The organism is Streptomyces kanasensis (genome assembly GCF_043077165.1).
Lineage (GTDB): Bacteria > Actinomycetota > Actinomycetes > Streptomycetales > Streptomycetaceae > Streptomyces > Streptomyces changanensis.
Map to the genome: position 1 here is coordinate 155769 of NZ_JBIBSF010000012.1, position 23409 is coordinate 179177.

22 protein-coding genes are annotated in these 23409 nt (G+C 75.3%); 8 read left to right on the forward strand and 14 right to left on the reverse strand.

Annotation, left to right across the window (positions count from 1 at the left end; genetic code table 11):
• Positions 1-96: 96 nt before the first annotated feature.
• On the forward strand, positions 97-1680 hold the full coding sequence (gene lnt, locus ACF053_RS26900) for an apolipoprotein N-acyltransferase (RefSeq protein WP_391956358.1): 1584 nt from the start codon (positions 97-99) through the stop codon (positions 1678-1680).
• Here lnt and ACF053_RS26905 read toward each other — a convergent pair.
• The gene (locus tag ACF053_RS26905) at positions 1622-2530 is read right to left on the reverse strand and encodes a Gfo/Idh/MocA family protein (protein WP_391956359.1); all 909 of its coding nucleotides are present in this window, start codon (positions 2528-2530) and stop codon (positions 1622-1624) included. The two genes, lnt and ACF053_RS26905, sit on opposite strands and share 59 nt — an antisense overlap.
• A gap of 168 nt (positions 2531-2698) precedes the next feature.
• On the opposite strand from ACF053_RS26905, the gene ACF053_RS26910 reads away from it, so the two are divergent.
• A complete protein-coding gene (locus ACF053_RS26910; protein WP_391956360.1) occupies positions 2699-3214 on the forward strand; it encodes a DinB family protein in 516 nt (171 codons plus the stop codon).
• An 898-nt stretch (positions 3215-4112) separates the two neighbouring features.
• Here the strand turns inward: ACF053_RS26910 and ACF053_RS26915 are convergent.
• The 7 genes from ACF053_RS26915 to ACF053_RS26945 form a co-directional block, all read right to left on the reverse strand.
• Entirely contained in the window at positions 4113-4586 is a 474-nt protein-coding gene (locus tag ACF053_RS26915) for a hypothetical protein (RefSeq protein ID WP_391956361.1), read from the reverse strand.
• Between the two features lie 444 nt (positions 4587-5030).
• Positions 5031-5714, reverse strand: a complete 684-nt coding sequence (gene ung, locus ACF053_RS26920) for a uracil-DNA glycosylase (RefSeq protein ID WP_391956362.1) — start codon at positions 5712-5714, stop codon at positions 5031-5033.
• An 88-nt stretch (positions 5715-5802) separates the two neighbouring features.
• Positions 5803-7380, reverse strand: coding sequence for an ABC transporter substrate-binding protein (locus ACF053_RS26925; protein WP_391956363.1), 1578 nt, complete (start codon positions 7378-7380; stop codon positions 5803-5805).
• A 120-nt stretch (positions 7381-7500) separates the two neighbouring features.
• Positions 7501-8268 (reverse strand): SDR family oxidoreductase, encoded by a 768-nt coding sequence (locus ACF053_RS26930; protein ID WP_391956364.1) that lies wholly within the window; start codon positions 8266-8268, stop codon positions 7501-7503.
• A 20-nt stretch (positions 8269-8288) separates the two neighbouring features.
• A complete protein-coding gene (gene fabG, locus ACF053_RS26935; protein WP_391956365.1) occupies positions 8289-9050 on the reverse strand; it encodes a 3-oxoacyl-ACP reductase FabG in 762 nt (253 codons plus the stop codon).
• Between the two features lie 711 nt (positions 9051-9761).
• Complete coding sequence (locus tag ACF053_RS26940; protein WP_391956366.1) at positions 9762-10145, reverse strand: DUF3037 domain-containing protein; 384 nt, start codon at positions 10143-10145, stop codon at positions 9762-9764.
• A complete protein-coding gene (locus tag ACF053_RS26945; protein ID WP_391956367.1) occupies positions 10142-11011 on the reverse strand; it encodes a HipA family kinase in 870 nt (289 codons plus the stop codon). The genes ACF053_RS26940 and ACF053_RS26945 overlap by 4 nt, the downstream gene beginning before the upstream one ends.
• 101 nt (positions 11012-11112) lie before the next feature.
• Between ACF053_RS26945 and ACF053_RS26950 the strand changes: the two genes are divergently transcribed.
• Both ACF053_RS26950 and ACF053_RS26955 read left to right on the forward strand, forming a co-directional pair.
• Positions 11113-13401, forward strand: coding sequence for a S9 family peptidase (locus ACF053_RS26950; RefSeq protein ID WP_391956368.1), 2289 nt, complete (start codon positions 11113-11115; stop codon positions 13399-13401).
• A gap of 75 nt (positions 13402-13476) precedes the next feature.
• Positions 13477-13977, forward strand: a complete 501-nt coding sequence (locus tag ACF053_RS26955) for a Rieske (2Fe-2S) protein (protein ID WP_391956369.1) — start codon at positions 13477-13479, stop codon at positions 13975-13977.
• Between the two features lie 303 nt (positions 13978-14280).
• On the opposite strand, the gene ACF053_RS26960 is transcribed toward ACF053_RS26955, so the two are convergent.
• Positions 14281-15186: a LysR family transcriptional regulator gene (locus ACF053_RS26960; protein ID WP_391956370.1), complete on the reverse strand. Its 906-nt coding sequence runs from the start codon at positions 15184-15186 to the stop codon at positions 14281-14283.
• Between the two features lie 73 nt (positions 15187-15259).
• Here ACF053_RS26960 and ACF053_RS26965 point away from each other — a divergent pair, with 73 nt between their 5' ends.
• The gene (locus ACF053_RS26965) at positions 15260-16309 is read left to right on the forward strand and encodes a DMT family transporter (protein WP_391956371.1); all 1050 of its coding nucleotides are present in this window, start codon (positions 15260-15262) and stop codon (positions 16307-16309) included.
• Between the two features lie 122 nt (positions 16310-16431).
• Here ACF053_RS26965 and ACF053_RS26970 read toward each other — a convergent pair whose 3' ends face one another.
• Complete coding sequence (locus ACF053_RS26970; RefSeq protein ID WP_391956372.1) at positions 16432-17766, reverse strand: aminotransferase class I/II-fold pyridoxal phosphate-dependent enzyme; 1335 nt, start codon at positions 17764-17766, stop codon at positions 16432-16434.
• Positions 17767-17801: 35 nt separating this feature from the next.
• On the opposite strand from ACF053_RS26970, the gene ACF053_RS26975 reads away from it, so the two are divergent.
• Together ACF053_RS26975 and ACF053_RS26980 are read left to right on the forward strand one after the other, a co-directional pair.
• The gene (locus ACF053_RS26975; protein ID WP_391956373.1) at positions 17802-18584 is read left to right on the forward strand and encodes a pyridoxamine 5'-phosphate oxidase family protein; all 783 of its coding nucleotides are present in this window, start codon (positions 17802-17804) and stop codon (positions 18582-18584) included.
• Between the two features lie 10 nt (positions 18585-18594).
• Entirely contained in the window at positions 18595-19239 is a 645-nt protein-coding gene (locus tag ACF053_RS26980) for an FMN-binding negative transcriptional regulator (RefSeq protein ID WP_391956374.1), read from the forward strand.
• Between the two features lie 18 nt (positions 19240-19257).
• Here the strand turns inward: ACF053_RS26980 and ACF053_RS26985 are convergent, their stop codons facing one another.
• The 4 genes from ACF053_RS26985 to ACF053_RS27000 form a co-directional block, all read right to left on the reverse strand.
• A complete protein-coding gene (locus ACF053_RS26985) occupies positions 19258-20241 on the reverse strand; it encodes an EamA family transporter (protein WP_391956375.1) in 984 nt (327 codons plus the stop codon).
• A 37-nt stretch (positions 20242-20278) separates the two neighbouring features.
• Positions 20279-20932, reverse strand: a complete 654-nt coding sequence (locus tag ACF053_RS26990) for a Clp protease N-terminal domain-containing protein (RefSeq protein ID WP_391956376.1) — start codon at positions 20930-20932, stop codon at positions 20279-20281.
• Positions 20933-21095: 163 nt separating this feature from the next.
• Positions 21096-21722 (reverse strand): PadR family transcriptional regulator, encoded by a 627-nt coding sequence (locus ACF053_RS26995; RefSeq protein ID WP_391956395.1) that lies wholly within the window; start codon positions 21720-21722, stop codon positions 21096-21098.
• Between the two features lie 119 nt (positions 21723-21841).
• Positions 21842-22447, reverse strand: coding sequence for a DinB family protein (locus ACF053_RS27000; RefSeq protein ID WP_391956377.1), 606 nt, complete (start codon positions 22445-22447; stop codon positions 21842-21844).
• 124 nt (positions 22448-22571) lie between these two features.
• Between ACF053_RS27000 and ACF053_RS27005 the strand changes: the two genes are divergently transcribed.
• The gene (locus ACF053_RS27005) at positions 22572-23381 is read left to right on the forward strand and encodes a PhzF family phenazine biosynthesis protein (RefSeq protein WP_391956378.1); all 810 of its coding nucleotides are present in this window, start codon (positions 22572-22574) and stop codon (positions 23379-23381) included.
• Positions 23382-23409: the final 28 nt, after the last annotated feature.

Below are 23409 nucleotides of genomic sequence, written 5' to 3' on the forward strand. Positions count from 1 at the left end.
TGTCGGGGACGCGCCGTGCCCGGCACCCTGTTCCCGGACTGATCTCCTCCGCCACACTGGAGTCCTGGTTCCCCACCGGGCGCGAGGAGGCGCGAGATGCGGTTGCCGACCGGGGACGGCGCAGTGGCCGTACGCCCACCACCACAGCGACGGCGGCGGTGGGGGCGCGGGGCGGCCGCGCTGGCCGCGGGCGCGCTGCCCGCGCTCGCCTTCCCGGCGCCCTCGCTGTGGTGGTGGGCGTACGGGGCGATGGTGCCGTGGCTCCTGCTCCTCCGTACGGCCCCGAGCGGGCGGCGCGCGGCACTCGACGGGTGGCTCGGCGGCGCGGGGTTCGTGCTGGCGGTGCACCACTGGCTCGTACCGAGCCTGCACGTCTTCATCCTGGTGCTCGCCGCGCTGCTGGCGCTGCTCTGGGTGCCGTGGGGCCTGCTCGCGTGGTGGGCGCTGCGCGGGGCGGAGCACTCTCCGGGGCGGGCGGTCGCCGCGTGTGCCGTGGTGCCGTCCGGCTGGCTCATGGTCGAGATGGTGCGGTCCGGGGAGGGCCTCGGCGGGCCGTGGGGGCTGCTGGGCGCCAGCCAGTGGGAGGTCTCGCCGGCGCTGCGGGTGGCGGCGCTCGGCGGGGTGTGGCTCGTGACGCTGCTGGTGGTGGCGGTCAACACCGCGGTGGCCCTGCTCGTGGCGGTGCCCTCCGTACGGGGCCCGGCCGTGGCCGCGCTGGTGGTGTGCGCGGTCACCGTGGGTTCGGTGTGGACCTGGCTGGAGCCACCCGCGCCGGTGGGGCGTGCGCGGATCGGCGTGGTCCAGCCGGGTGTGGTCGACGGGCCGAACTCACCCGAGCGGCGGTTCGCGCGGGAGGAAGCGCTGACCCGGACCCTGGCCGGGCGGGACGTGGACCTGGTGGTGTGGGGCGAGAGCAGCGTGGGCGCCGACCTGTCGGCCCGGCCGGACCTCGCCGCCCGGCTCGCGGCACTGTCGCGGCACGTGGACGCCGAGCTCCTGGTGAACGTCGATGCCCGCCGCTCCGACCTGCCGGGCATCTACAAGAGCAGCGTCCTGGTGGGACCGGAGGGCCCCACCGGCGACCGGTACGACAAGATGCGGCTGGTGCCGTTCGGCGAGTACGTGCCCCTGCGGTCGGTGCTGGGATGGGCGACGTCGGTCGGCCGGGCCGCGGAGGAGGACCGGCGGCGCGGTGCGGAGCAGGTCGTGATGACGGTCGGGGCGGGTTCCGGGCCGGACCTGGCGGTGGGCCCGCTGGTCTGCTTCGAGTCGGCGTTCCCCGACATGAGCCGGCACCTGGCTCGGGCGGGCGCCGAGGTGCTCGTCGCCCAGTCGGCGACGTCGACGTTCCAGGAGAGCTGGGCACCCGAGCAACACGCGTCGCTCGCGGCGCTGCGCGCGGCGGAGACGGGCCGGCCGGTGGTGCACGCCACGCTGACCGGTGTGAGCGCGGTGTACGGCCCGGACGGCGCGCGGATCGACGCCCCGCTCGGTACGGACCGCAGCGCCGCCGCCGTCCACGACGTGCCGCTGGCCACCGGGACGACACCGTACGTACGGTTCGGGGACTGGCCGCTGTGGGCGGCGGGAACCGTCCTGGCGGGCGCCGCCCTGGGGGCCGTCAGGCGGCGGTCTGCTCCACGACCGCCCGGACCACCCGCTCGCACAGCTCGTGGGTGAGCAGGGCGTCGTGGGCGTCGAGCGTCCTTCCGGCCCGTACGGCGTCCAGGAAGGTCAGCACGACCTGCTCGATGCCGCGCTGCCGGGCGACGGGCACCCAGTCGCCGCGCCGCCGCACGGACGGCTGCCCCTTGTGGTCGACGACCTCGGCCAGGTTGAGGACCTGCCGCTTGGTGTCCTGCCCCGAGACCTCCAGGACCTCCTCGGTGGAACCGCTCATCCGGTTCATCAGCCCGAGGGCGGTGAAGCCGTCGCCGGAGAGCTGGAGCACGACGTGGTGCAGGAGGCCGTCGCGGACGCGGGCGCGCACGTCGGTGTGCTCGACGGGCCCGGGGAGCAGGAACCGCAGGGTGTCGACGACGTGGATGAAGTCGTCGAGGACGAACGTGCGCGGGTCCTCGGGGAGGCCGACGCGGTTCTTCTGCATGACGATCAGGTCGCGCGGGTGGTCGGCGCACTGGGCGTAGGCGGGGGCGTGGCGCCGGTTGAAACCGACGGCGAGGGAGACGCCGCGCCGGTCGGCGAGGTCCACGAGGCGGCGCGACGCGTCGAGTTCGTAGGCGAGGGGCTTGTCGACGTACGTGGGGACGCCCGCCTCCAGCAGCCGCGTGACGATCTCCGGGTGCGCGGCGGTCGGGGCGTGGACGAACGCCGCGTCGAGCCCGGCGGCGAGCAGCCCGTCGAGGTCCGTGTGTCGGCGGTCCGCGGGCACGTGGTGCGTGTCCCCCACCCGCTCCAGGGTGGCCGGGGTGCGGGTCTGGAGGTGCAGTTCGGCACCGGGCACCGTGGTGAGCACCGGGAGGTAGGCCTTCCGCGCGATGTCTCCGAGTCCGATGCAGCCGACCCTCACGGGGGTCTCCTCTCACGTGGTGCCGTCCGACCCGGGCAGCATACGGGCGTGTGCGGGACGATCCTCCGGCGGGCCGTGACGACCCGTCGGGGGCGGTCGCCGGCCGGGCGCCACCACCCGTCGGGGGACGGCCGTTGCACGGGCCGGATCGGGGGCAGGATGCGGGACATGACAACCGATGAACGGGAAAGGCCCGACGGCTTGGCCGGCGAGCGGGAGATGCTGGAGGGCTGGCTCGAGTTCCATCGCGCCACGCTCGCCGCGAAGTGCGCGGGACTGGACGGCGAACAGCTGCGGGCGACCTCCGTGCCGCCCTCCGACCTGTCCCTGCTCGGCCTCGTCCGCCACCTGGCGGAGGTGGAGCGCGGCTGGTTCCGCCGGGTACTGGCAGGCGAGGACGTGCCGCGCATCTACTGCACCGGGGCCGACCCGGACGGCGACTGGCACCCGGCCGAGGACGACACCTGGGAGGAGGCGTACGCCACCTGGCAGGGCGAGATCGCCCGCGCCAGGGAGCTGGCGGCCGCGACACCGTCCCTCGACGCCGTCGGCGCGAGGCGGCACCGCACCGGCACCGCGCACAACCTGCGCTGGATCTACACCCACATGATCGAGGAGTACGCCCGTCACAACGGGCACGCCGACCTGATCCGCGAACGGATCGACGGCGCTGCCGGCGAGTGACCGGCTCGGCACCGGGCGGGCGGACCTGTGGCTCACGGACGGACGGCCGCCTCGACGCGGGAGCGGGCCGGCCGGTGCGCCGCGGGCGGACGGCCGGCGCCGTGCCGGAGCGGCCGACCGGTGACCGGCGCCGCGCCGGGGCGGGCGGCCCGTCGGGGCGCCCGCGGCGGGTGACCCTCGGTGCGGAGGTGGTCCGGCGTCGACCGCCCGGGCGGCGTTCACTCGTACGGGCCATAACCGCCGGTAGCGGGGTGCGCCCCCGGGCGGCGGCCCCCACAGTGGCCCGGTGCGAGGACGAGGAAGGCGTACGGGGACGTCGGGGGCCGGGCCGGGAGCCGAGGCGGGTGCGGGAGCGGCGGCGGTCGGGGTGGGCGCGGGCGGAGGTGGCGGTGCCGGCGGCACGTCGACGGTCCGGGTGCGGGTGCTGCTCGGCGTGGCGGTGGCGGTGACGGCCGTGTCGGGCTGCGTGTCGGTGGCGCCGCCGCCCGGCCCGGCGCACGTGCCCGCCGCCGGACACCCGACACGGGACCCGGAGCCGCTCGTCGTCGAGGCCCCGGCCCGTGAGGCCCTGGAGAGCACCGGCCCCGCGCCCCGGCCGGCAGCCCGTCCGGCTCCGGCCGGCCGGCCCCGGCCGTGGGCCGCGCAGCGGCGGACGGAGGGGGCGGCCCGCCCCGGCGCACCGCGCGGCGGGGCCGGGACGCAGCGCGCGGAGCCGGGGCGCCGGCAGCGCGCCGGCTCACCCGTGCCCCCGGTCCTCCCGGTGCCCCTGCCCGTGGGCACCGCGGTCAGGGTGCCGGACGCGTGTGGCCTGGCGGAACGGTACGGTGCGTGGCGGCCCGGCGGGCAGGAGGCCCGCAGGTGCCGGGAGGCCGCCCGGCGCTGACGGGGTGCCTCCCGGTCAGCACTCGCGCAGACGGCGGTCGAGCCGGTCCATGGCGGCCCGCACGCCCTCCCCGTACCGGTCGTCGGCGAGGACGTGGGAGGCGGCGCGGGCCCGGTCGAGGTGGACGCGGGCGTCGTCCGGCCGCCGCAGCCTCAGGTAGTCGGCGGCGAGGTTGACGTGCAGCGACGGGTAGAGGCACCGCAGGGCGGCGGCCGTGCCGTGCGGCGCCGGTGCCCCGTCGATCCGCTCGGCCGCGGTCAGCGCCCGCAGGTCCCAGGCGAGTTCGGCGTCCGGGTCGTCCTGCGCGTCCGCCATGTAGTGGGCCAGGGTGCAGCGGTGCAGTGGATCGCCGTCCGCGCCGATCCGCGCCCACAGGTCCTGGAAGCGGTTGCGGGCCTCCTCGCGGTCTCCCCCGTGCAGCAGCATCGTCGCCTGGCCGATGCTGGTCATGACCGCGTCGTCGGACGCGCCCTGCCGCTGGTCCGCCATGTGGCCGGCCTCCCTCGTCGTCGTACGACGACGCTAACCGGCGCCCGGCCCGACGGCCGTCACGCGCAGCCGTCGGTACGTCACGTGGCGGCGCCGGGGGACCCGACGGGAGGGCAGCGGGTGCGGCGCGGTCGTCCGGCCGACGAACCGCCGCGCACGCGCACGGCCCGCCCCCTGCGGCAACCGCCGAGGGTGCCGCCCGCCACGACCGGCGGCAGCGCCGGCCCGCCCGCCCCGTGCGGCACCCGCCCCCCTCTCGCGCCGGGGTCCCCGGGCCGGGAAACGCGGAGGGAAGCCGGGGTAGCGGTGGGGCCGGGAACACGCGGGGCCCGGGAAGGCAAGGGGGCCCGGGAAGGCAGGGGGCCCGAGAACACAGGGGCCGGAAGCGCAGGCCCCCGGACTTCACGGTCGAAGGGGCGTGACGGGGCGACCTGCCCCGCGGGGTCAGCCGAGGTTCGGGATGCGCCAGTCGACGGGGTCGTGCCCCTGCTCGGCGATGGCCTTGTTGATCTGCGTGAAGGGGCGGGAGCCGAAGAACTTCTTCGCGGAGAGCGGCGAGGGGTGGGCGCCCTTCACCACGGCGTGTCGCGACTCGTCGATGAGCGGCAGCTTCTTCTGGGCGTAGTTGCCCCACAGGACGAAGACGGCCGGGTCGGGGCGGGAGGCGACGGCCTTGATGACGGCGTCGGTGAACTTCTCCCAGCCCTTGCCCTTGTGGGAGTTGGCCTCGCCGGCGCGGACGGTGAGCACCGCGTTCAGCAGGAGGACGCCCTGCTCGGCCCACGGCATGAGGTAGCCGTTGTCCGGGACCGGGTGGCCGAGCTCCTCCTGCATCTCCTTGTAGATGTTCCGCAGGGAGGGCGGGGTCCGGACGCCCGGCCGCACCGAGAAGCACAGGCCGTGCCCCTGGCCCTCCCCGTGGTACGGGTCCTGCCCGAGGACGAGGACCTTGACCTTGTCGTACGGGGTGGCGTCGAGCGCGGCGAACACCTCCTCGCGCGGCGGGTAGACCGGCCCCTTGGCCCGCTCCTCCTCGACGAACTCGGTGAGCTGCGCGAAGTACGGCTTCTGCAGCTCGTCTCCGAGGACGCCTCGCCAGGACTCGGGCAGCATGGCGGTGTCGGTCACGTCAACAACCTCCGGTGTGGGATCGCTTGGCACCACAGAACCTACCTGCGGCCACTGACAACCGATCCCCCACCTCCTCGGGCGGCCCTCACCAGCTGGTCTTGCGGTGCAGCTCCCACATCTGCATGACCGTCTGCGGGTCGAGGGCGCGCTCGCCGCCGCCGATCTCCTCGCTGGCCGCGACGTACAGCTTGCCCTGCCAGAGCGGCAGGAGCCGGACGTCCTCGACGAGGATCTGCTGCGCGCGCTCGAACTGGGTGGTGACCGCGGCGCGGTCGCTCTTGCGGCGCGACTCGGGCAGCAGCTGGTCGGTGATCTCCGGCTGCTCGTACGGGGCGTTGTGGACGTTCTCCTTGCCGACGAACGGCGCGATGAAGTTGTCCGGGTCCGGGAAGTCGGGGAACCAACCGCGGCCGAAGACCGGGTAGTCACCCTTCTGGTACGCCTCCTGGAACTCCTTCCACGGCTTGCCGACGAGGGTGACCTCGAAGAGGCCGGACGCCTCCAGCTGGCGCTTGATCTCGGCGAACTCGGCGGCCGTCGAGGAGCCGTAGCGGTCCGTGGCGTACCCGAAGGTCAGCTTCACCGGCTCGTCGATGCCGGCCTTGCGGAGGATCTTCCGCGCCTTGTCGACGCTCGGGTCGCCGTACTGGTCGAAGAAGAGGGTGGTGTGCCCGGCGATGCCCTTGGGGACCATCGAGTACAGCGGCTCGGCGGTGCCCCGGTATGCCTTGGCGACGAGCGCGCCGCGGTCGATGAGCTGGGCGACGGCCTTGCGGACGGCGGGCTTGCCGGCCTGCGGGTCCTGGGGGTCGAAGACCAGGTAGTGGATGGTGGCGCCGGTCGACTCGACGACCTGGAGGCCCTCGTTCTCGGGCTTCTTCTCGCTCAGGTCGACGACCTCCTCGGCGGTCAGGCCGCGGTAGGTGGCGTCGATCTCCTTCTTCTTCAGCGCGGCGACCATCGCCTCGGAGTCACCGAAGTAGCGGATCGTGACGGCGTCGTTCTTGCGGTCGGCGTACCCCTTGTAGCTGGGGTTCTTGACCAGCGCCGCCTCCTGGCCCTCGGTGTAGTTCTCCAGGGTGTAGGGACCCGAGCCGACGACCTTGCCGTCGGTGCGGAGCTCGTCCGCCGGATACGAGGCCGGCTCGACGATCGACATGGCCGGGGTCGCGAGGACGAACGGGAAGGTGGCGTCCGACTCCTTCAGCCGGAAGATCACCGTCTTGTCGCCGCTGGTCTCGATCCGTTCGAGCGAGCCCAGGAGGCCGTTCGGACCGCCGTCGGCGTTGATCGCGCGGATCCGCTCGATGGAGTGCTTGACGGCGGCGGCGTCGAGTTTCGCGCCGGACGAGAACGTCAGCCCGTCGCGCAGGTCGCACTGGTAGACCTTGCTGACGGCGTCGGAGAACTTGCAGTCCGCGGCGTCCGGCTGGGGCGTCGTGCTTCCGGTCGGAAAGCTCAGCAGGGTCTGGAAGACGTTCCGGTACAACTCCCACGAGCTGTCCCAGGCGGCAGCGGGGTCGAGGGTGGTCGGAGAACTCGTCGTGCCCACGACGATCTTGTTTTCCGCCTCGGCCTCATCGTCCCCGAAGAGACTGCATCCCGCGAGCAGGGATATGGACGCAAGGGCTGCAGCCACCTGCAGACTGGTCCGGTTGAACACGTGCACACGCTCCTCGTTCAGCCACGGTCGGCCGACCATACCGCAGCGCCCCGCCAGGTCAATCGGGGAGGACCGGCGGGGCACTTGAGGCGTTAGACGGCCAATCGGGCGCAATTCGCCTCAGCCGACTCCGGCATTGAGGAAAATTCCCCCATCGATCATGAGGGTCTGTCCGGTGATCCACTCGGATTGGCCGGATGTCAGGAATGCGGCGGCCCCGCCGATATCCGCGGGGGTGCCCAGCCGGCCGAGCGGATAGGCCGCCGTGACCTCCTCCTCGCGGCCCTCGTAGAGCGCCTGCGCGAATTTCGTTTTCACAACGGCCGGGGCGATGGCATTGACCCGGACAATAGGGGCGAATTCATGGGCGAGCTGGAGCGTCAGATTGATCATGGCCGCTTTGCTCATGCCGTACGCGCCGACGAACGGCGAGGCGCCGACACCGGCGACCGACGCGATGTTCACGATCGACCCGCCGTTGTCCCGCTGCCACGCCTTCCAGGTCTGCTGGGCGAAGCCGAGCGCAGAGATGACGTTGGTCTCGTAGACCTTGCGCGCGACGGCGAGGTCGAGGTCGGCCATGGGACCGAAGACGGGGTTGGTCCCGGCGTTGTTGACCAGGTGGTCCACCCGGCCGAAGGCCTCCATGGTCCGCTCCACCGCGTGCGCCTGGTGGGCCTCGTCGTGGGCCTTGCCCGCGACGTACACGGCCCGGTCGGGCCCCAGCCGCTCGACGGCCTCCTTGAGGGCGTCCTCACCGCGGCCCGTGATGCACACCCGGTCGCCGCGGGCGACGAGGGCCTCCGCGATGCCGTAGCCGATGCCCCGGCTGGCGCCGGTGACGAGCGCGACCCGGCCGGACGGCTCGGGCAGTTCCCTGGCGTTCATGTCGTCGTCCGTCCTTCGCGTCAGTTGAGGGGGCCGCCGGCCACGTACAGCACCTGGCCGGAGACGAAGCCGGCATCGTCACCGGTGAAGAACGCGATGGCGTTCGCGACGTCCTCGGGGCGGCCCACGCGCTGGACGGGGATCTGGGTCGCGGCGGCGGCCTGGAACTCCTCGAAGCCCATGCCCACGCGGGCGGCGGTCTGCGCGGTCATCTCGGTGACGATGAAGCCGGGGGCGACGGCGTTGGCGGTGATGCCGAACTTGCCGAGCTCCTTGGCCAGGGTCTTGGTGAAGCCCTGGAGACCGGCCTTGACGGCGGCGTAGTTGGCCTGGCCGCGGTTGCCGAGCGCGGAGGACGAGGAGAGGCTGACGATCCGGCCGAAGCCCGCGTCGACCATGTGCTTCTGACACGCCTTGGCCATGAGGAACGCGCCCTTGAGGTGGACGTTCACCACCGTGTCCCAGTCGGACTCGGACATCTTGAACAGCAGGTTGTCGCGGAGGACGCCGGCGTTGTTGACGAGGACCGTCGGCGCGCCGAGCTCGTCGGCGACGCGGGCGACGGCCGCTTTCACCTGCGCGGCGTCGGAGACGTCGCAACCGACGGCGAGCGCCCGGCCGCCGGCGGCGGTGACCGCGTCGACGGTGTCCTTGCAGGCGGCCTCGTCGAGGTCGAGGACGGCGACGGCGCGCCCCTGGGCCGCGAGCCGTACGGCGGTGGCCGCGCCGATGCCGCGCGCCCCTCCGGTCACGACGGCCACGCGCTGCTGGGTGGTGGACATGCTGGTTCTCCTCGCCCTTGAGTCCCTGGGGTCGTCGCCCTCCCGCAGTCCGCGGAATCGGTGAGCGACCGCTTAGTACCTTCAGCTGGACGAGACGCTAGAAGCCCTGGCACCCGGTGTCAACGGCCCACGGGCGGGTGCGGAGGACGCGCCGCCGGGGCGGGCCGCCCGGCGGGGGCGGTCGGAGCCGGTCCCGGGCGTGTCCGGGGCGGCCCCGGGGGTGCCGAGCGGGGCTCGGTACCCAGTTGAGGGGCATGCCGAGGGGGGCCTCGGGTGCCGAGCGGGGGCCTCGGGTGCCCGGGCAGGGCCTTCGGGGCGCCCCCGTGGGCGGCCGGGCGGTCTCGGACCGCGCGGGAGCCCCGCGACGGCCCCGTGTGCGGCTGGGCGCCGGACCGGGGCGACCGGTGCCGGATCGGGGGGCGCCCGACGCCGGGCTCGGGGCACAAGGTCGGCCCCCGGCGGCTGCCGGAGAGCCCCCCGGGGGATCCGGTGTTGGTCCTCCGGAGGGCCGGCACCGGGTGCGAGCTGTTCGGCCATCCAGCGGCGGTCCTTCCCCGAGGGAGCAGAACCTGGGGGCGGACCGGAGGCTCGCTGGGCGTCCGGCGGCGGTCCCGGAAGCCCGCGCGGCGTGCCGGGCCGGGGCGTCCGGCCCACGGACCCGGGGTGTTTCCGGGGGCCGGCGCCGGACGCCCGCCTGACGGCGGCCCCGCCTCAGCGGACGAGCAGGTCGAGCAGCCGCTCGACCTCGGCCTCCGGGTCGGCGGTCAGGCCGGTGTGCACGGGGCCCGGCTGGACGACCGTGGAGCGCGGGGCGACCAGCCAGCGGAAGCGGCGGCCCGCGTCGTCGTGCGCGGCCTGCCCGGCGTGGTCCCCTCCCCGGCACACGCCCTCCACCGCGCGCAGGGCGGCCCGCACACCGGCGACGTCGGCCCGGGGATCGAGCACCGCGAGCCTGGCCTCGTCCAGGTCGGTCCGCGCCGCGACGAAGGACCGGGCACGGCAGTAGACCACCACGCCGGCGTTGAAGCACTCGCCGCGCTCGACGCGCGGCACGACGCGCAGCAGCGCGTACTCGAAGACGTCCCGCCCGGTCACTCGCCGCCGTCCTTCCGGTGCTCGCTCGGGACGGCCCCGCCGCCGGCGGTGTGGGGCCACGGGGTGGCGTGCTCGGTGAGCCAGCCGGGCGGCTGGGCCTTGCGCTCGGTGCGCCGACCGAGGGTGACGTGCTCGTGGATGGTGGCGGCACGCGGCAGGAGCGCCTCCACGTAGGCGCGGCGGACGGCGTCGGGCCCGTCGAAGCCGGGCTCGTCGACCAGCCACTCGTCGGGCACGTCGGCGGCCACCTCCGTCAGCAGCCCCTCGGTGACGCGGGGCGCCAGCTCGGCGGCAGCGGCGGCGACGTCGGGGCCGTAGGGGGCCAGGACGTGGTCGGAGGCGTCGTACGGCTTGGCGGCGGACGCCTGGGCCCCGGGCCAGTTGTGGTGCCAGATCATGGTGGCGCCGTGGTCGATGAGCCACGGTTCGCCGTGCCAGACGAGCATGTTGGGATTCCGCCAGGACCGGTCGACGTTGTTGATGAGCGCGTCGAACCAGACGACGCGGCCCGCCTCGACCGGGTCCATCTCGTAGGCGAGCGGGTCGAAGCCGAGGGAGCCGGGGAGGTAGTCCATCCCGAGGTTGAGGCCGCCGCTTGCCTTGAGCAGCTCCTGCACCTCCTGGTCGGGCTCGCCCAGGCCGATCACCGGGTCCAGCTGGATGGTGACCAGGTCGGGGACGCGCAGCCCGAGGCGCTGGCCGAGCCGGCCGCAGATCACCTCGGCGACCAGCGTCTTGCGGCCCTGCCCTGCGCCGGTGAACTTCATGACGTACGTGCCGAGGTCGTCGGCCTCGACGATGCCCGGGAGCGAGCCGCCCTCCCGCAAGGGCGTGACGTAGCGGATCGCTGTGACTTCGGAAAGCATCCCCCCAGGCTACGTGGCCGCCCGGGCGTCATCGAGCGGGTTTTCCACAGGCGGCACCGTGCGCGGCCCCGGCCGTCGGCACCTCCTGGCATGCTGCCCCCATGACCGAGATCACTGCTGCGGCCCCCGTCCGGGCCTTACCCGACTTCCCCCGCGCGTTCGCCCGCACCCGCCGCTTCTCCCTCGGGGTGCCGGGTCACTTCACGGTCTCGCCCGACGGCGAGCGGGTGCTGTTCGTCCGCACCGGTTCGGGCACCGATCCGGTCGGCTGCCTGTGGCTGTACGAGGACGGCGGGGAACGGCTCCTCGCCGATCCGGCGGGGCTGGGCGGGCCGGGGGACGACGCCCTCCCGGAGGAGGAGCGGGTCCGCCGCGAGCGGGCCCGCGTCCTGTCGTCGGGTGTCGTCGGGTACGCCACGGACCGCGGGGTCCGCTTGGCGGTCTTCGCGGTCGGCGGGGCGCTGTGGGCGGTCCGGACCCGGGGTGGCGCCCCATGGCGGATCCCTACGGCGGGCCCCGTCGTGGACCCCCGCCCCTCCCCCGACGGGTCGTCGGTGGCGTACGTGACGGACGGCGCGGTGCGCGTGGTGGCGGTGGACGGCGGCGGGGACCGGGCGCTCGCCGAGCCGGAGTCCGCCGACGTCGTGTACGGCCTCGCCGACCACGTGTCGGCCGAGTCGATCGGACGGACGCGCGGCTTCTGGTGGTCCCCGGCGGGAGACGCCCTCCTGGTGGCGCGCGTCGACAACACGCCGGTGGCCCGCTGGTACCTCGCAGACCCGGCGGACCCGGCGACGCCGCCGCGTGTGCTGCGCTACCCGGCGGCCGGCAGTGCGAACCCGGGGGTGACGTTGCACGTCCTGCGTCTCGACGGCGGCCGCACGGTGCTGCGGACGCCCGCCGCGGCCGACGCGGGCGGGCACCCCGCGGGCGCCTGGACGGACCGGCGCTTCGAGTACGTGACCGCCGCCGGCTGGGACGCCCACGGTCCGTACGCCCAGCTCCAGACGCGTGACCAGCGCACCGCGCAGTGGTTCGGCGCCGACCCGGAGACGGGAGACGTCCGACCGCTGCACGTGCTGCGGGACGACGCGTGGGTGGCCCTCACCCCGGGCGCGCCGCTGCGAACCGGGTCCGGCACCACCGTCGTGGCCGACGTCCGGGACGACGTGCGCGGCATACGCGTCGGCGACGCCCCGTCGCCGCCCGGCCTCCAGGTCCGCGAGGTGCTGGGGGCGGCCGATGAGCGGGTGTACTTCACGGCGAGCGAGGAGCCGACGGAGACGCACGTGTGGGTGTACGAGGGGGCGGGCGACCCGGTGGACGGCGGTCCGGACGACGCCGGGGCGAGCGGCCCTGCGGCGGACGGGGTGGACGGGCGTACGGGGGCCGGGGTGGACGGGCGTACGGGGACCGGGGCCGCCTCCCCTCCCGGGGCCGCCCCCCGTCCAGGGACCGCTTTCCGTCGGGTGAGCGAGCGGCCGGGCGTGCACACGGCCGCGGTCGGCGGCCGCACCGTGGTGCTCGACAGCCTGACGCCGGACGGCCGTTCGGTGACGGTTCTGCGGGACGGGTCGCCGGCGGGCCGCATCGCCGTCCTCGCCGATGAGCCATCGGTCCGCCCCCGGGCCGCCCGCCTGTCACTGGGGGCCCGCGCACTCCGTGCCCACCTGCACCTGCCGTCCTGGTACGACCCCGCCTCCCGGGAGCGGCTGCCGGTCCTGCTCAGCCCGTACGGCGGTCCCGGGATGCAGCTGGCGGTGTGCGGGCACGGGTGGTGGAGCGCCGTCGCGCAGTGGTTCGCCGAGCAGGGCTTCGCCGTGCTGGTGGCGGACGGGCGCGGCACTCCGGGGCGGGGCCGCGCCTGGGAGGTCGCGGTGCGCGGTGACCGGTTGGGCCCGGCGCTGGAGGACCAGGTCGACGCGCTGCACGCGGCGGCGGAGCGCTACCCGGGGCTGGACCTGGGACGGGTGGCGGTACGGGGGTGGTCGTACGGCGGTTACCTGGCGATCGGGGCGGTCCTGCACCGTCCCGACGTGTTCCACGCCGCGGTGGCGGGCGCCGCGCCGACGGACCGACGGCTGTACGACACGCACTGGGAGGAGCGGTTCCTCGGCCACCCCGACGTCGAGCCGGAGAACTACGTCCGGTCGTCCCTGCTGACGGAGGCACACCGGCTGACCCGGCCCCTGATGCTGGTGCACGGTCTGGCCGACGACAACGTGGTCGCCGCCCACACGCTGCGGCTCTCCGCCGCGCTGCTCGCCGCCGGGCGGCCGCACACCGTGCTGCCCCTGCCGGGCGTGGCGCACGCGGTGACGCGGGAGGAGGTGGTGAGCAACCACCTGCGGCTGGAGCTGGACTTCCTGACGTCGTCGCTGGGGAGGTGAACGGGGCGGCGCCGGGCTCCGTACCTCCGCATGACCTGGGGGACCCCAGGTGTGTCGAGGTGGAAGGAACGGCGCATGACCGGGACGGACGGAGCGGCGGCGGCACGGGGTGCGGGTGGGACGGTGGCGCGGCGGACCGTGGTCGCGGCGGCGGGGGGTGCGGGCCTCGCCGCGGCGTTGACGGCGTGCGCCGGGTCGGATGACGGGGGTTCGGCGGCGCCGCCGGCCGCGCCTCCCGCGGGCAGTGGCCCGGCGCAGGACGCCGGGGGCGGGGCGGCGGGCGGGGCGGGGCAGGTCCTGGCGAGGACGTCGGACATACCGGAGGGCGGCGGCCGGGTCTTCGGTGACCGGGGCGTGGTCGTCACGCAGCCGAAGGCGGGCGAGTTCCGGGCCTTCTCGGCGATGTGCACGCACCGGGGGTGCGCGGTGGGGGACGTCACGGACGGGGTGATCAACTGCCCCTGCCACGGCAGCCGGTTCGACGCGGCCGACGGGAGCGTGAAGGCGGGCCCGGCGACCGAACCGCTGCCGGCCGCGAGGATCACGGTCGAGGGCGACTCGATCAAGCTCGCCTGACGACACCCCCGCGCCCGGCACCCCGGTCCCGGCACCCGCTTCCGGCGGCCGGGCCGGTTCGGGCGGGCCAGGCGGGCCGGCAGGGGGTCGGCGTCGTCGACGCGGTCGGCGGGCACGGCCGCCGTGAGTCCGGCCCGTCCCGTCACCGGGCCTGGTCCTCCGTCGCCCTTCCCGTCGCCCGGCCCTTCCCGTCGCTTCCCGTCTCCCGGCCCGCCCCGGCCCGTCCCGACACGCCGCGGGGCGTCCCCTCGCCCCGGCCCCGGCCGCCCGTTCGCCTTCGGGCCGTGCCGCGGGCCCGGCCGGTCACTCCGCCACGGCGGCCGCCGCGTCCCTCAGCGCCTCGACGGCCGCCCTGATCGAGGGCCGCCGGTCGGCGTCGGCGCGCCACACGGCGTAGATGTGCCGCCACATCCGCTGCCGCACGGGGATCAGCACGACCCCCTCCGGTACCGGCCCGCGCCCGAGCCGGGGGGTGACGCACACGCCGAGGCCCGCCTGGATCAGCGCCAGCTGCGTGTGGTGTTCGCCCGCGAGGTGGGCGATCCGCGGCTCGATGCCCTGGGAGCGCAGGGTGAACACCAGCCACTCGTAGCAGAACTCACCCTCGGGCCAGGAGACCCAGTCGTCGTCGGCCAGGTCCGTCAGGTCGACCTCGGCGCGCCCGGCGAGCGGGTGGTCGGCGGGTACGGCGACGTCGGCCGTGTCGTCGAGGAGCGCCGTGTGGGCGAGGCCGCCCGGGACGGGCAGGCGCTTGTTGCTCCAGTCGAGCACGACGGCGATGTCCACGTCCCCCCGCAGCACCTGGCGGATGCCGTGCTCGGGTTCCCGCTCGCTGCTGCGCACCCGCAGCTCCGGGTGGCTGCCGCGCAGCGCGGTGATGGCGTGCGGGAAGAGGCCGCGCGCCGCCGTGGGGAAGCCGGCGAGCCGCACCTCCCCCACGGCACGGCCCCGCTGGGCCTCGATGTCCGACTGCGCCAGCTCGACCTGCGACAGGATGCGCGCCGCGTGTCCGGCGAGGAGTTGCCCGGCGTCGGTCAGGCGCACTCCGCGCCCGTTCCTGGCGACGAGTTGCTGGCCGACTTCGCGCTCCAGCTTGGCCAGCTGCTGCGAGACGGCGGACGTGGTGACGTGCAGTCCGTCGGCGGCGGCGCTGACCGAGCCGTGCCGGGCGAGGGCGTCCAGGGTCCGCAGGCGCTCCAGGTTCAACATATAAGCAATGCTAACCAAACGCCTCGACAAATTCTCACTTGTTCTAAGTAGTTCGGCGGGCCATGGTGGCCTCATGAGCACCACGCCCCCACACCGGACCCCGCCCTCCGCCGACCGGCCCGCCCCCACCGCCCTCGCCTCCGCCTCAGCCACCGGCGGCCCGGCCGCCGGTCCCGCCCCCCGGCGGGGGCGCCGCGTCGACTGGCGCGTCCGGCTGGCGGTGCTCTCCGTGGTCTGGGGGTTCAGCTTCCTGCTCATCAAGGTCGGCACGTCGGCGTACGCCCCGTTCCAGGTCACCCTCGGGCGCCTGCTGTTCGGTACGGCCGTGCTCGCCGCCGCGATGGCGTTCCGGCGGACGGGGTTGCCGCGCGGGGCCCGCACCTGGGCGCACCTCGCGGTGGCGGCGTTCTTCCTGAACGCCCTGCCGTTCTCGCTCTTCGCCTTCGCCGAACTGACGATCCCCTCGACCCTCGCGGGCATCTGCAACGCCACGTCGCCGCTGTGGGGCATGGTCCTGTCGCTGGTCGCCCTCTCGGAGGACCGGCCCACGCGCCGCCGGGTGGCCGGTCTGGGGCTCGGTTTCCTCGGCGTCCTGACGGTGCTCGGGGCCTGGCAGGGCTTCTCCGGCATCGACGCCGGGGGCACGGTCATGGCGCTGCTGGCCTCGCTGAGCTATCCGATCGGCTGGATCTACGTGCGCCGCACGCTGGCGGGCAGCGGCGCGTCACACCTGTCCCTCACGGGTGCGCAGTTGCTGCTGGCGACGGTCCAGCTGGCGGTGGTGACCCCGCTGTTCACGAGCTGGCCGTCGTCCTTCCCGGTGCTCCCGCTGGTGGCCGTGGTCGTCCTCGGCGCCCTGGGTACCGGCTTCGCGATGCTGCTGCAGTACGGGATCGTCTCCGAGGTCGGCCCGACGACGGGGCAGATGGTCACGTACTTCACGCCGGTCATCGCCACGGCTGCCGGCGTGACGCTGCTGGACGAGCCGCTCGCCTGGAACACCCCGGTCGGGGCGCTGATCGTGCTGGCGGGCGCCGCCCTCACCCAGACCCGCCCCGACACCGCGTCCCGCCGCCTCCCCGGCCGGCGACGGCACGACGGCGAGGCCGCCGCCCGCCGATGAGGCCCCGCGCCACCCGCCGGCGGCCCGCCCCGCCCGGCAGACCGGCCGGGGAGGCCGGCACGCCGGCGCACCACCGCGCGGCGGGCCATCGCCGCGTCCACGGCTCAGCGGTGGACGTCTGCTCAGCGGTGGACGCCCACCGCCATCGGCCCGGCCGCCTCCGCCACGGCCGCTGCGAGCGCCTCGATGTCGTCGCCCCCCAGGCCGGAGACGGTGAGCCGGATACCCGGGGGCGAGGCCATGCGGAACCGGGCGCCGGGCGCGACCGCCCACCCCGCGTGCAGCAGCCGGGCCGCCGTACCGGTCTCGTCGGCCACCGGCACCCAGACGTTCATCCCGCTCCGGCCGTGCGCCCGGACGCCCCGCGCGGCGAGGGCGGCGATCAGCGCTTCGCGTCGCTCCCCGTACGCCCGCGCGACGGCCGGCGCGTCCACGGCACGGGACTCCCACAGGTGGACGACGGCGCGCTGGAGCAGCCGGCTCACCCAGCCGGGACCGAGGCGCTGCCGACCCAGGACGCGGTCGACGGTGGTGTGGTCACCGGTGAAGGCGGCGACGCGCAGGTCGGGGCCGTACGCCTTGGCGACGGAGCGCACGTAGAGCCACCGCCCGGTGGCCCCGGACAGCGCGTGGAGCGGCTGTTCCACGAAGCCGTGGCCGTGGTCGTCCTCGACGAGCAGCACGTCCGGGTGACGGGACAGCACCTCCCGCAGCCGCTCGGCGCGCTCGGCGCCGACCGCCGCCCCGGTCGGGTTCTGCGCGCGGGCGGTGACGACGACGGCCCGGACACCGTCGTCGCGCAGGGCCCGCTCCACCTCGTCCGGCAGCGGCCCGTCGTCGTCGACGCCGACGGGCACGGCCCGCAGCCCCAGCGCCGGTACGAGGTCGAGCATGCTGCCCCAGCCCGGGTCCTCGACGGCCACGGCGTCCCCGGGGCGCAGGTGCACGGCGAGGGCGCGTTCGATGGCGTCGAGGGAGCCGGAGGTGACGCCGACGGGTCCGTCCGGGACGCCGTCGGCGTCCAGCGCGGCCCGGGCGAGCCGGGCGAAGCGCTCGTCGACGGGCCGTTCCCCGTACAGCCCGCGGTGCTCGTCGTCCCGGCGCGCGGCGGCGGCCAACGCGGGGGCGAGCGAGGGCAACAGGGACGGGTCGGGGTTGCCCTGGCCGACGTCGCGGACGCCCTCGGGCGCCTCGATCCGGACGGCCTCCCGCGCGGTGGTGACGGGCCGGGGGCGGATCCGGCTCCCGCGGCGACCCGCGGTCTCGATGACGCCCCGCTCCCGCAGGGTCCGGTAGGCGGCGGCCACCGTGTTGGGGTTGACCCCCAGCTGCGCCGCCAACTCCCGCATGGGCGGCAGGAGTCGGCCCGGCGCGAGCTCACCCGCACCGACCCCGCGCTCCACGCTGGCCGCGATCTCCGCTGCACGGCTCCCGCTGATCCGATACTCTCCTAGCACAAACCGTATTATGCACTAGTGCAATGGAGAACGCAATGCCGGAGACCGCCTCGACGTCACCCCGGGCGCCGGAAGCGGGGGGTTCGTACGAGCCGACCGACCTCACCGTCCCGACCCGCGGCCGCCCGAAGGCCTCGTACGACCGCACCCTGGTCCACGCGGTCCTCGACGAGGGGTACGTCTGCCACCTCGGTTTCGTCCGCGACGGCCGGCCCGTCGTGCTGCCGACGCTGTACGGCCGGGTCGGCGAGCGGCTGTACGTCCACGGCTCCACGGGCTCGCGCCCCCTGCGGATGGCGGGCCGCGCTCCCGGTACGGCGCCCGGCGGGACGGCTGTCGACGGAGCGGCGGCCGACGGGACGGCGGCGCCCGGCGGGACGGCCGCCGGCGGGACGGACCCCGGACTGCCCGTGTGCCTGACGGTGACGCACGTCGACGGGCTGGTACTGGCCCGTTCGGCGTTCCACCACTCCGTGAACTACCGGTCGGTGGTGGTGCACGGCGTCGCCCACCAGGTGACGGACCCGGAGGAGCGCCGGGCCGCGCTCGACGCGCTCGTGGACCACGTGGTCCCGGGCCGCTCGTACGACTGCCGCCCTGCCGACGCCCGCGAGCTCGCCGCGACGGCCGTGCTGAGCCTGGACCTCCGGGAGGTGTCCGCGAAGGTCCGCACGGGCGGCGTGAACGAGGAGCCGGAGGACCTGGCGCTCCCCCACTGGGCGGGCGTGATCCCCCTGGTCACGCGGTACGGGGCGGCACTGCCGGACGCCGGCCTGGACCCGGCGGTGCCCTTCCCCGACTACCTCGCCGCCCTGTGAGGGGGACACCGTGCTGATACATCCCTGGGACGCGGCGCGCGACGACGCCGAGTGGCGGGACTGGCTCGCCCACCACGACTTCGGCCAGCTCGCGGTGAACGGCCCGTCCGGCGCGCCACCGTGGGTCCAGCCGCTGCACTTCCGCTACGACGCCGAACCCGGCCCGTACGGCGAGGTCGTCACGCACCTGGCCCGGCCGAACCCGCTGTGGGGCGCGCTGGAGGCCCGGCCGACCGTCGTGCTCAGCGTCGTCGACGACTACGTGTTCGTCCCCGGCCCCTGGGCGGCCCCGGAGGGCGCCCCGCCCGAGCACGGCACGCCCACGTCGCTGTACGCGGCCGTCCAGCTCGTCTGCACGGCACGGGTGGTGGACGACCCGGTCGAGAAGGCGGAGCTGCTCGGCCGCCAGGTCGACCACTTCCAGCCGGCGGGCGGCTCCGCCCGGGTCGCGGCGGGGGAGGCGCCCTTCGGGCGGCTGCTGGCGGGTCTGCGCGGACTGCGGCTGGAGGTGACCGACGTGCGGGCCAAGTTCAAGTACGCCGGGCACAAGGCCGAGGCGGTGCAGGACCGCATCGCCGCCGGGCTCGCCGAGCGCGGCGGCCCGGGCGACGCGGCGGCGCGGGCCCACCAGCTCCGCCGCCGCGACCGCGCGTAGGACCGTCGGCCGGGCCCCCTACCCTCGGGGCGAGTCGGCGGACAGGGTCCGGGCGTCGGGGAGGGGGTCGGAGCCGGCGACGGGCCCGGAGGGCGCCTTCGGCGTGGACGACTGGGCGATGAACGCGCCGACCAGGACGAGCGCGCCACCGGCCACCTGCGGCGCGGTGAGGTGCTCGCCGAGGAGCACCCAGGCGAGGACGGTCGCGATGACGGCCTCCAGGCAGGCCACGACCCCGGCCACCTGCGGGGAGAGCCGGCGTACGGAGACGACCCCGGTGACGTACGCCAGCACGGTCGCGACGAGGACGATCCAGCCGAGCAGCAGCCCCGCGGGCAGGGACGTGCCGCCGAGGTCGGCGCTACCGGCGACGACCCGCCAGTCCATGGACCAGGGTCGGGCCACGACCGTGAGGACGGCCGCGCCGACCAGGAGCCCGTAGGCGATGACGCCCATGGGGTCGACGGGCCGGTCCTCGTCCCCGCCCTGGTCGGACAGGACGAAGTAGCCGACCTGGCAGCAGGCGGCGCCGAGGGCGAGGACGAGTCCGAGCACGTCGAAGCGGAGGCCGGCCCACACCTCGACGACGCACGCCAGGCCCGTGACGGCGAGGACGACGCCCAGGGCGGCGGCCCGGGTGACGGGGCGGCGCTGCACGAACCGGACCCAGCCGAGGACGAGCGCCGGGGCGAGGTACTCGATGAGCAGCGCGACCCCGACGGGGATGCGGGAGAGCGCGGCGAAGTAGAACGCCTGGACGCCCGCCACCGCGAGCAGGCCGAACCCGGCCAGCAGGGCGGGCTTGCGGCGCAGCAGGTCGCGGTGGCGCCAGGCCACGGGCAGCATGACGAGCGCGGCGCCCGTCACCCGCAGCCACACCACGTGCAGCGGGTCGAGGCCCGCCTCGATGAGCGGCTTGGCCGCGACACCTGATCCACCGAATGCGAACGCCGAGACCAGGGCCAGTCCCAGGCCGGCGCTTCTCACCTGAGACGCGTGCATCGACACATGATGGCAGGCGACGTCAGGAGCGTAAAGATCATGACACCTGTTGAGACGGCGGCGCGGACGGGGCGTCGAGGCGGGCGCACAGCGCGGTCGGGTCGACGCCCGCCCTGGTCAGCACCTCGACCGCCCGGCAGCGCGGGTCAGCGGCCAGTGCGGCGAGGAGGTCCAGGGGCGTCGCGCCGGAAGCGCCGCGCGCCACCGCCCGGGCGGTGGCGGCGGCCAGCGCGGCGGTGGCGACGGGCGACCACCCGGGCAGCGCCCCACCCGTCACGCCGGCCCCACCAGCCGTATCCGCCGTACCCGGCCCCAGCGCCGGCCCCGACGGGGCGGTGGGCAGCACGGCGGGCGAGTGGGTTGAGTCGGGCGAGCCTGCCACGACGGGCGGCGGGGCCGAGTCCTCCACCGAACGGCGCCAGCGCAGCCCGTACCCGATGCCGCGCTGGGCCAGGTACCCCAGGAGGCGCGCCACGCGGGGCGCTCCCCCGACGGCGGCGCGCACGTCCGGGTCCGACTCGACGAGGGAGTGCAGGAGGTGGGCCGTGTCGATCTCCCGGTCGCCGTCCCGCGCGGCCCTGCGCCGGGCACCGGCGACGGCGGCGACGAGTCCGGCCGCCGCGAGCGGGGGCTCGGGCTCCGCTCGACGGTGGGCGGGCTGCCGGGGCGCCGGCGGGGTGGAGCGCTGCACCCCCCCACCCCACCAGGCGCGGGGCCCGCGGTCGTCCCCGCCGGGGACCATCCGCGCGTCCCACGGCAGGAGGGTGCCACCGGCCCGCCCTCGTCCCATAGGAGGAGGGGCGCCTGCTGCCGTACGCGTACGCGCCCTCGGGCCCTGCCGGGGGCACGTGGCGTCAGTCCTCGTCGGCCAGGATGAGGTAGAGCCGCTTGCGGGCGTCGTTGATGACGGTCAGGGCCTTCTTCCGCTGCTCGGCGGAGCCCGTCTTCCACACCTGCCCGAACGCCTCCAGCAGCCCGAAGCCGGCCTGCCGGATCTCGTTCATGGCCTCCCAGTCGATGCCCTTGCCGGCCTCCTCCCAGGGGGCCTCCGGAGCGAGCTCGGCTTCCTGGCGGCCGCTGTCGGTGAGTGCGAAGAGCTTCTTGCCGCCTTCGCTGCGGCTCTCGATGAGACCCTCGTCCTCCAGCAGCTGGAGGGTCGGGTAGACGGACCCCGGACTCGGCTTCCAGGCGCCGCCACTGCGCTCGGCGATCTCCTGGATCATCTCGTACCCGTGCATCGGGCGGTCCTTGAGCAGCGCCAGGATCGAGGCGCGGACGTCACCGCGGCGCGCCCTGCCCCGACCGCCACCGCGCCCGCGCCCGCCGAAGGGGCCGCCGCCGAAGCCGGGGCCTCCTCCGAAGCCGGGACCGAAGGGACCGAAGGCGGCCCTGCGGCCGTCGAACTCGCCCTGACCGTGGCGACCGGGCCCGCAGTGGCCGTGCCCGCGTCCGTGGTCATGATCGTGATCGTGTGAACGCATCATGCGCTCCTTCCATCATTGATCAGTCGCGATGCTTCAACGATATATCGGAAGCAATCGTCCGACAACCCCTCGGGCCCCCTCGGACCTCCCGGACCCCGGTGCCCGATCGCCCGTCCTCACCCGTCCCGCTCGGCCTTCCGCTCCGCCTCCCGAGCCGCGTGCTCCAGCCGGTTCCGGTACTCCTCCCACCACGCCGCGTCCCCCGGCGCCACGGCGCGGTGGTCCCGCCGCATCCCCACCGAGCCGTCCACCAGCTCCCGCAGGACGTCCGCGTGGCCCGCGTGCCGATGCGTGTCGGCGACCACCCGCACCACGGCGCGGTGCAGCGTCACCGCGTTGCGACCGGCCGGCCACCACGGCACCGCGCCCTCGGTGTCCAGCGGCAGCGCGTCCATCGTGGCGTCGGCGTGCGCCCACGCCCGCCGGTAGAGGGCGACGACCTGTGCACGCGGCTCGTCGGCGGTGGCCCACATGTCGGCGTTGGGGTCGGCGCCCTCGTCGAGCCAGGGCAGGGGTTCGCCCGAGGGCCGCCCGAAGGTGTCGCCCAGGTATCCCAGTTCCACCCCGGTCACGTGCTTGACCAGGCCCAGGAGGTTGGTGCCGGTCGGCGTGAGCGGACGGCGGACGTCGTACTCCGAGAGCCCGTCGAGCTTCCACAGCAGGGCGTCGCGGGCGGACTGGAGGGAGAGGCGGAGGTCGGTCTTGGCATCCGATGGGGTCATGGCGCCAAGTCTGGCCTCCGCGACCGACGACCCCGCTCCGTACCGGACGGCACGACGGACCCCGGTCCAGTCGCTGCCGATTGGCCTTGGCCCGCGGCCCGGGACGCGCCCTACGGTCCTGCCCATGCGCATCCGAATCGTCGACGCCTTCGCCGACCGCCCGTTCTCCGGCAACCCCGCCGGCGTCCTGCTCCTCGACGCGTTCCCCGACGACTCCTGGCTGCTCCGGGTCGCCGCGGAGGTCAACCACTCCGAGACCGCGTTCGCCCACCCGCTGCCGCCCGGCGGGGAGGCGGACTGGGCGCTGCGCTGGTTCACCCCGGTGACGGAGGTCGACATGTGCGGCCACGCCACCCTGGCCACCGCCCACGTGCTGCACACGACCGGACGCGCCACCGGGACCGTGCGCTTCGCCGCCCGCTGCGGCGTGCTGACCACCACCGCCGCCGAGGACGGCTCCGTCACGATGGACTTCCCCACGTCGACGCTCACCCCGGTCGCCGCGCCGGCCGGTCTCGCCGAGGCGCTGGGCACCGAGCTCGTCTCCGTGCACGACACGGCCGCCCACATCGGCGACCTGCTGGTGGAGGTGCGCGACGAGGCGGTCGTACGCGGCCTGGCGCCGGACCTGGCGGTACTGGGGGGACTGTCCGAGCGCGGCGTCATCGCCACGGCACGCGCCGCGGACCCGGCGGCCGGCCACGACTTCGTGTCGCGCTGCTTCTTCCCCCGCGTCGGCATCGACGAGGACCCCGTCACGGGCAGCGCGCACACGGCGCTCGCACCGTTCTGGTCGGCCCGCCTCGGCCGTGACGACCTGACCGGCCTCCAGGGCGGCGCGCGCACCGGCGTCGTCCGCACGGCCCTGCGCGGTGACCGCACCCTGCTGACCGGGCGGGCCGTGACGGTCATCGACGGCGAGCTGCACGCCTGAGGGACGCGGGACCCACCGCGGCCGCCGG

Bases quoted from the DNA above. Each gene is read 5' to 3' on its own strand.
- lnt (WP_391956358.1), top strand. From the start codon at position 97: ATGCGGTTGCCGACCGGGGACGGCGCAGTGGCCGTACGCCCACCACCA.
- ACF053_RS26910 (WP_391956360.1), top strand. From the start codon at position 2,699: ATGACAACCGATGAACGGGAAAGGCCCGACGGCTTGGCCGGCGAGCGG.
- ACF053_RS26915 (WP_391956361.1), bottom strand. From the start codon at position 4,586: ATGGCGGACCAGCGGCAGGGCGCGTCCGACGACGCGGTCATGACCAGC.
- ACF053_RS26930 (WP_391956364.1), bottom strand. From the start codon at position 8,268: ATGAACGCCAGGGAACTGCCCGAGCCGTCCGGCCGGGTCGCGCTCGTC.
- fabG (WP_391956365.1), bottom strand. From the start codon at position 9,050: ATGTCCACCACCCAGCAGCGCGTGGCCGTCGTGACCGGAGGGGCGCGC.
- ACF053_RS26945 (WP_391956367.1), bottom strand. From the start codon at position 11,011: ATGCTTTCCGAAGTCACAGCGATCCGCTACGTCACGCCCTTGCGGGAG.
- ACF053_RS26950 (WP_391956368.1), top strand. From the start codon at position 11,113: ATGACCGAGATCACTGCTGCGGCCCCCGTCCGGGCCTTACCCGACTTC.
- ACF053_RS26955 (WP_391956369.1), top strand. From the start codon at position 13,477: ATGACCGGGACGGACGGAGCGGCGGCGGCACGGGGTGCGGGTGGGACG.
- ACF053_RS26960 (WP_391956370.1), bottom strand. From the start codon at position 15,186: ATGTTGAACCTGGAGCGCCTGCGGACCCTGGACGCCCTCGCCCGGCAC.
- ACF053_RS26965 (WP_391956371.1), top strand. From the start codon at position 15,260: ATGAGCACCACGCCCCCACACCGGACCCCGCCCTCCGCCGACCGGCCC.
- ACF053_RS26975 (WP_391956373.1), top strand. From the start codon at position 17,802: ATGCCGGAGACCGCCTCGACGTCACCCCGGGCGCCGGAAGCGGGGGGT.
- ACF053_RS26985 (WP_391956375.1), bottom strand. From the start codon at position 20,241: ATGCACGCGTCTCAGGTGAGAAGCGCCGGCCTGGGACTGGCCCTGGTC.
- ACF053_RS26995 (WP_391956395.1), bottom strand. From the start codon at position 21,722: ATGCGTTCACACGATCACGATCATGACCACGGACGCGGGCACGGCCAC.
- ACF053_RS27000 (WP_391956377.1), bottom strand. From the start codon at position 22,447: ATGACCCCATCGGATGCCAAGACCGACCTCCGCCTCTCCCTCCAGTCC.
- ACF053_RS27005 (WP_391956378.1), top strand. From the start codon at position 22,572: ATGCGCATCCGAATCGTCGACGCCTTCGCCGACCGCCCGTTCTCCGGC.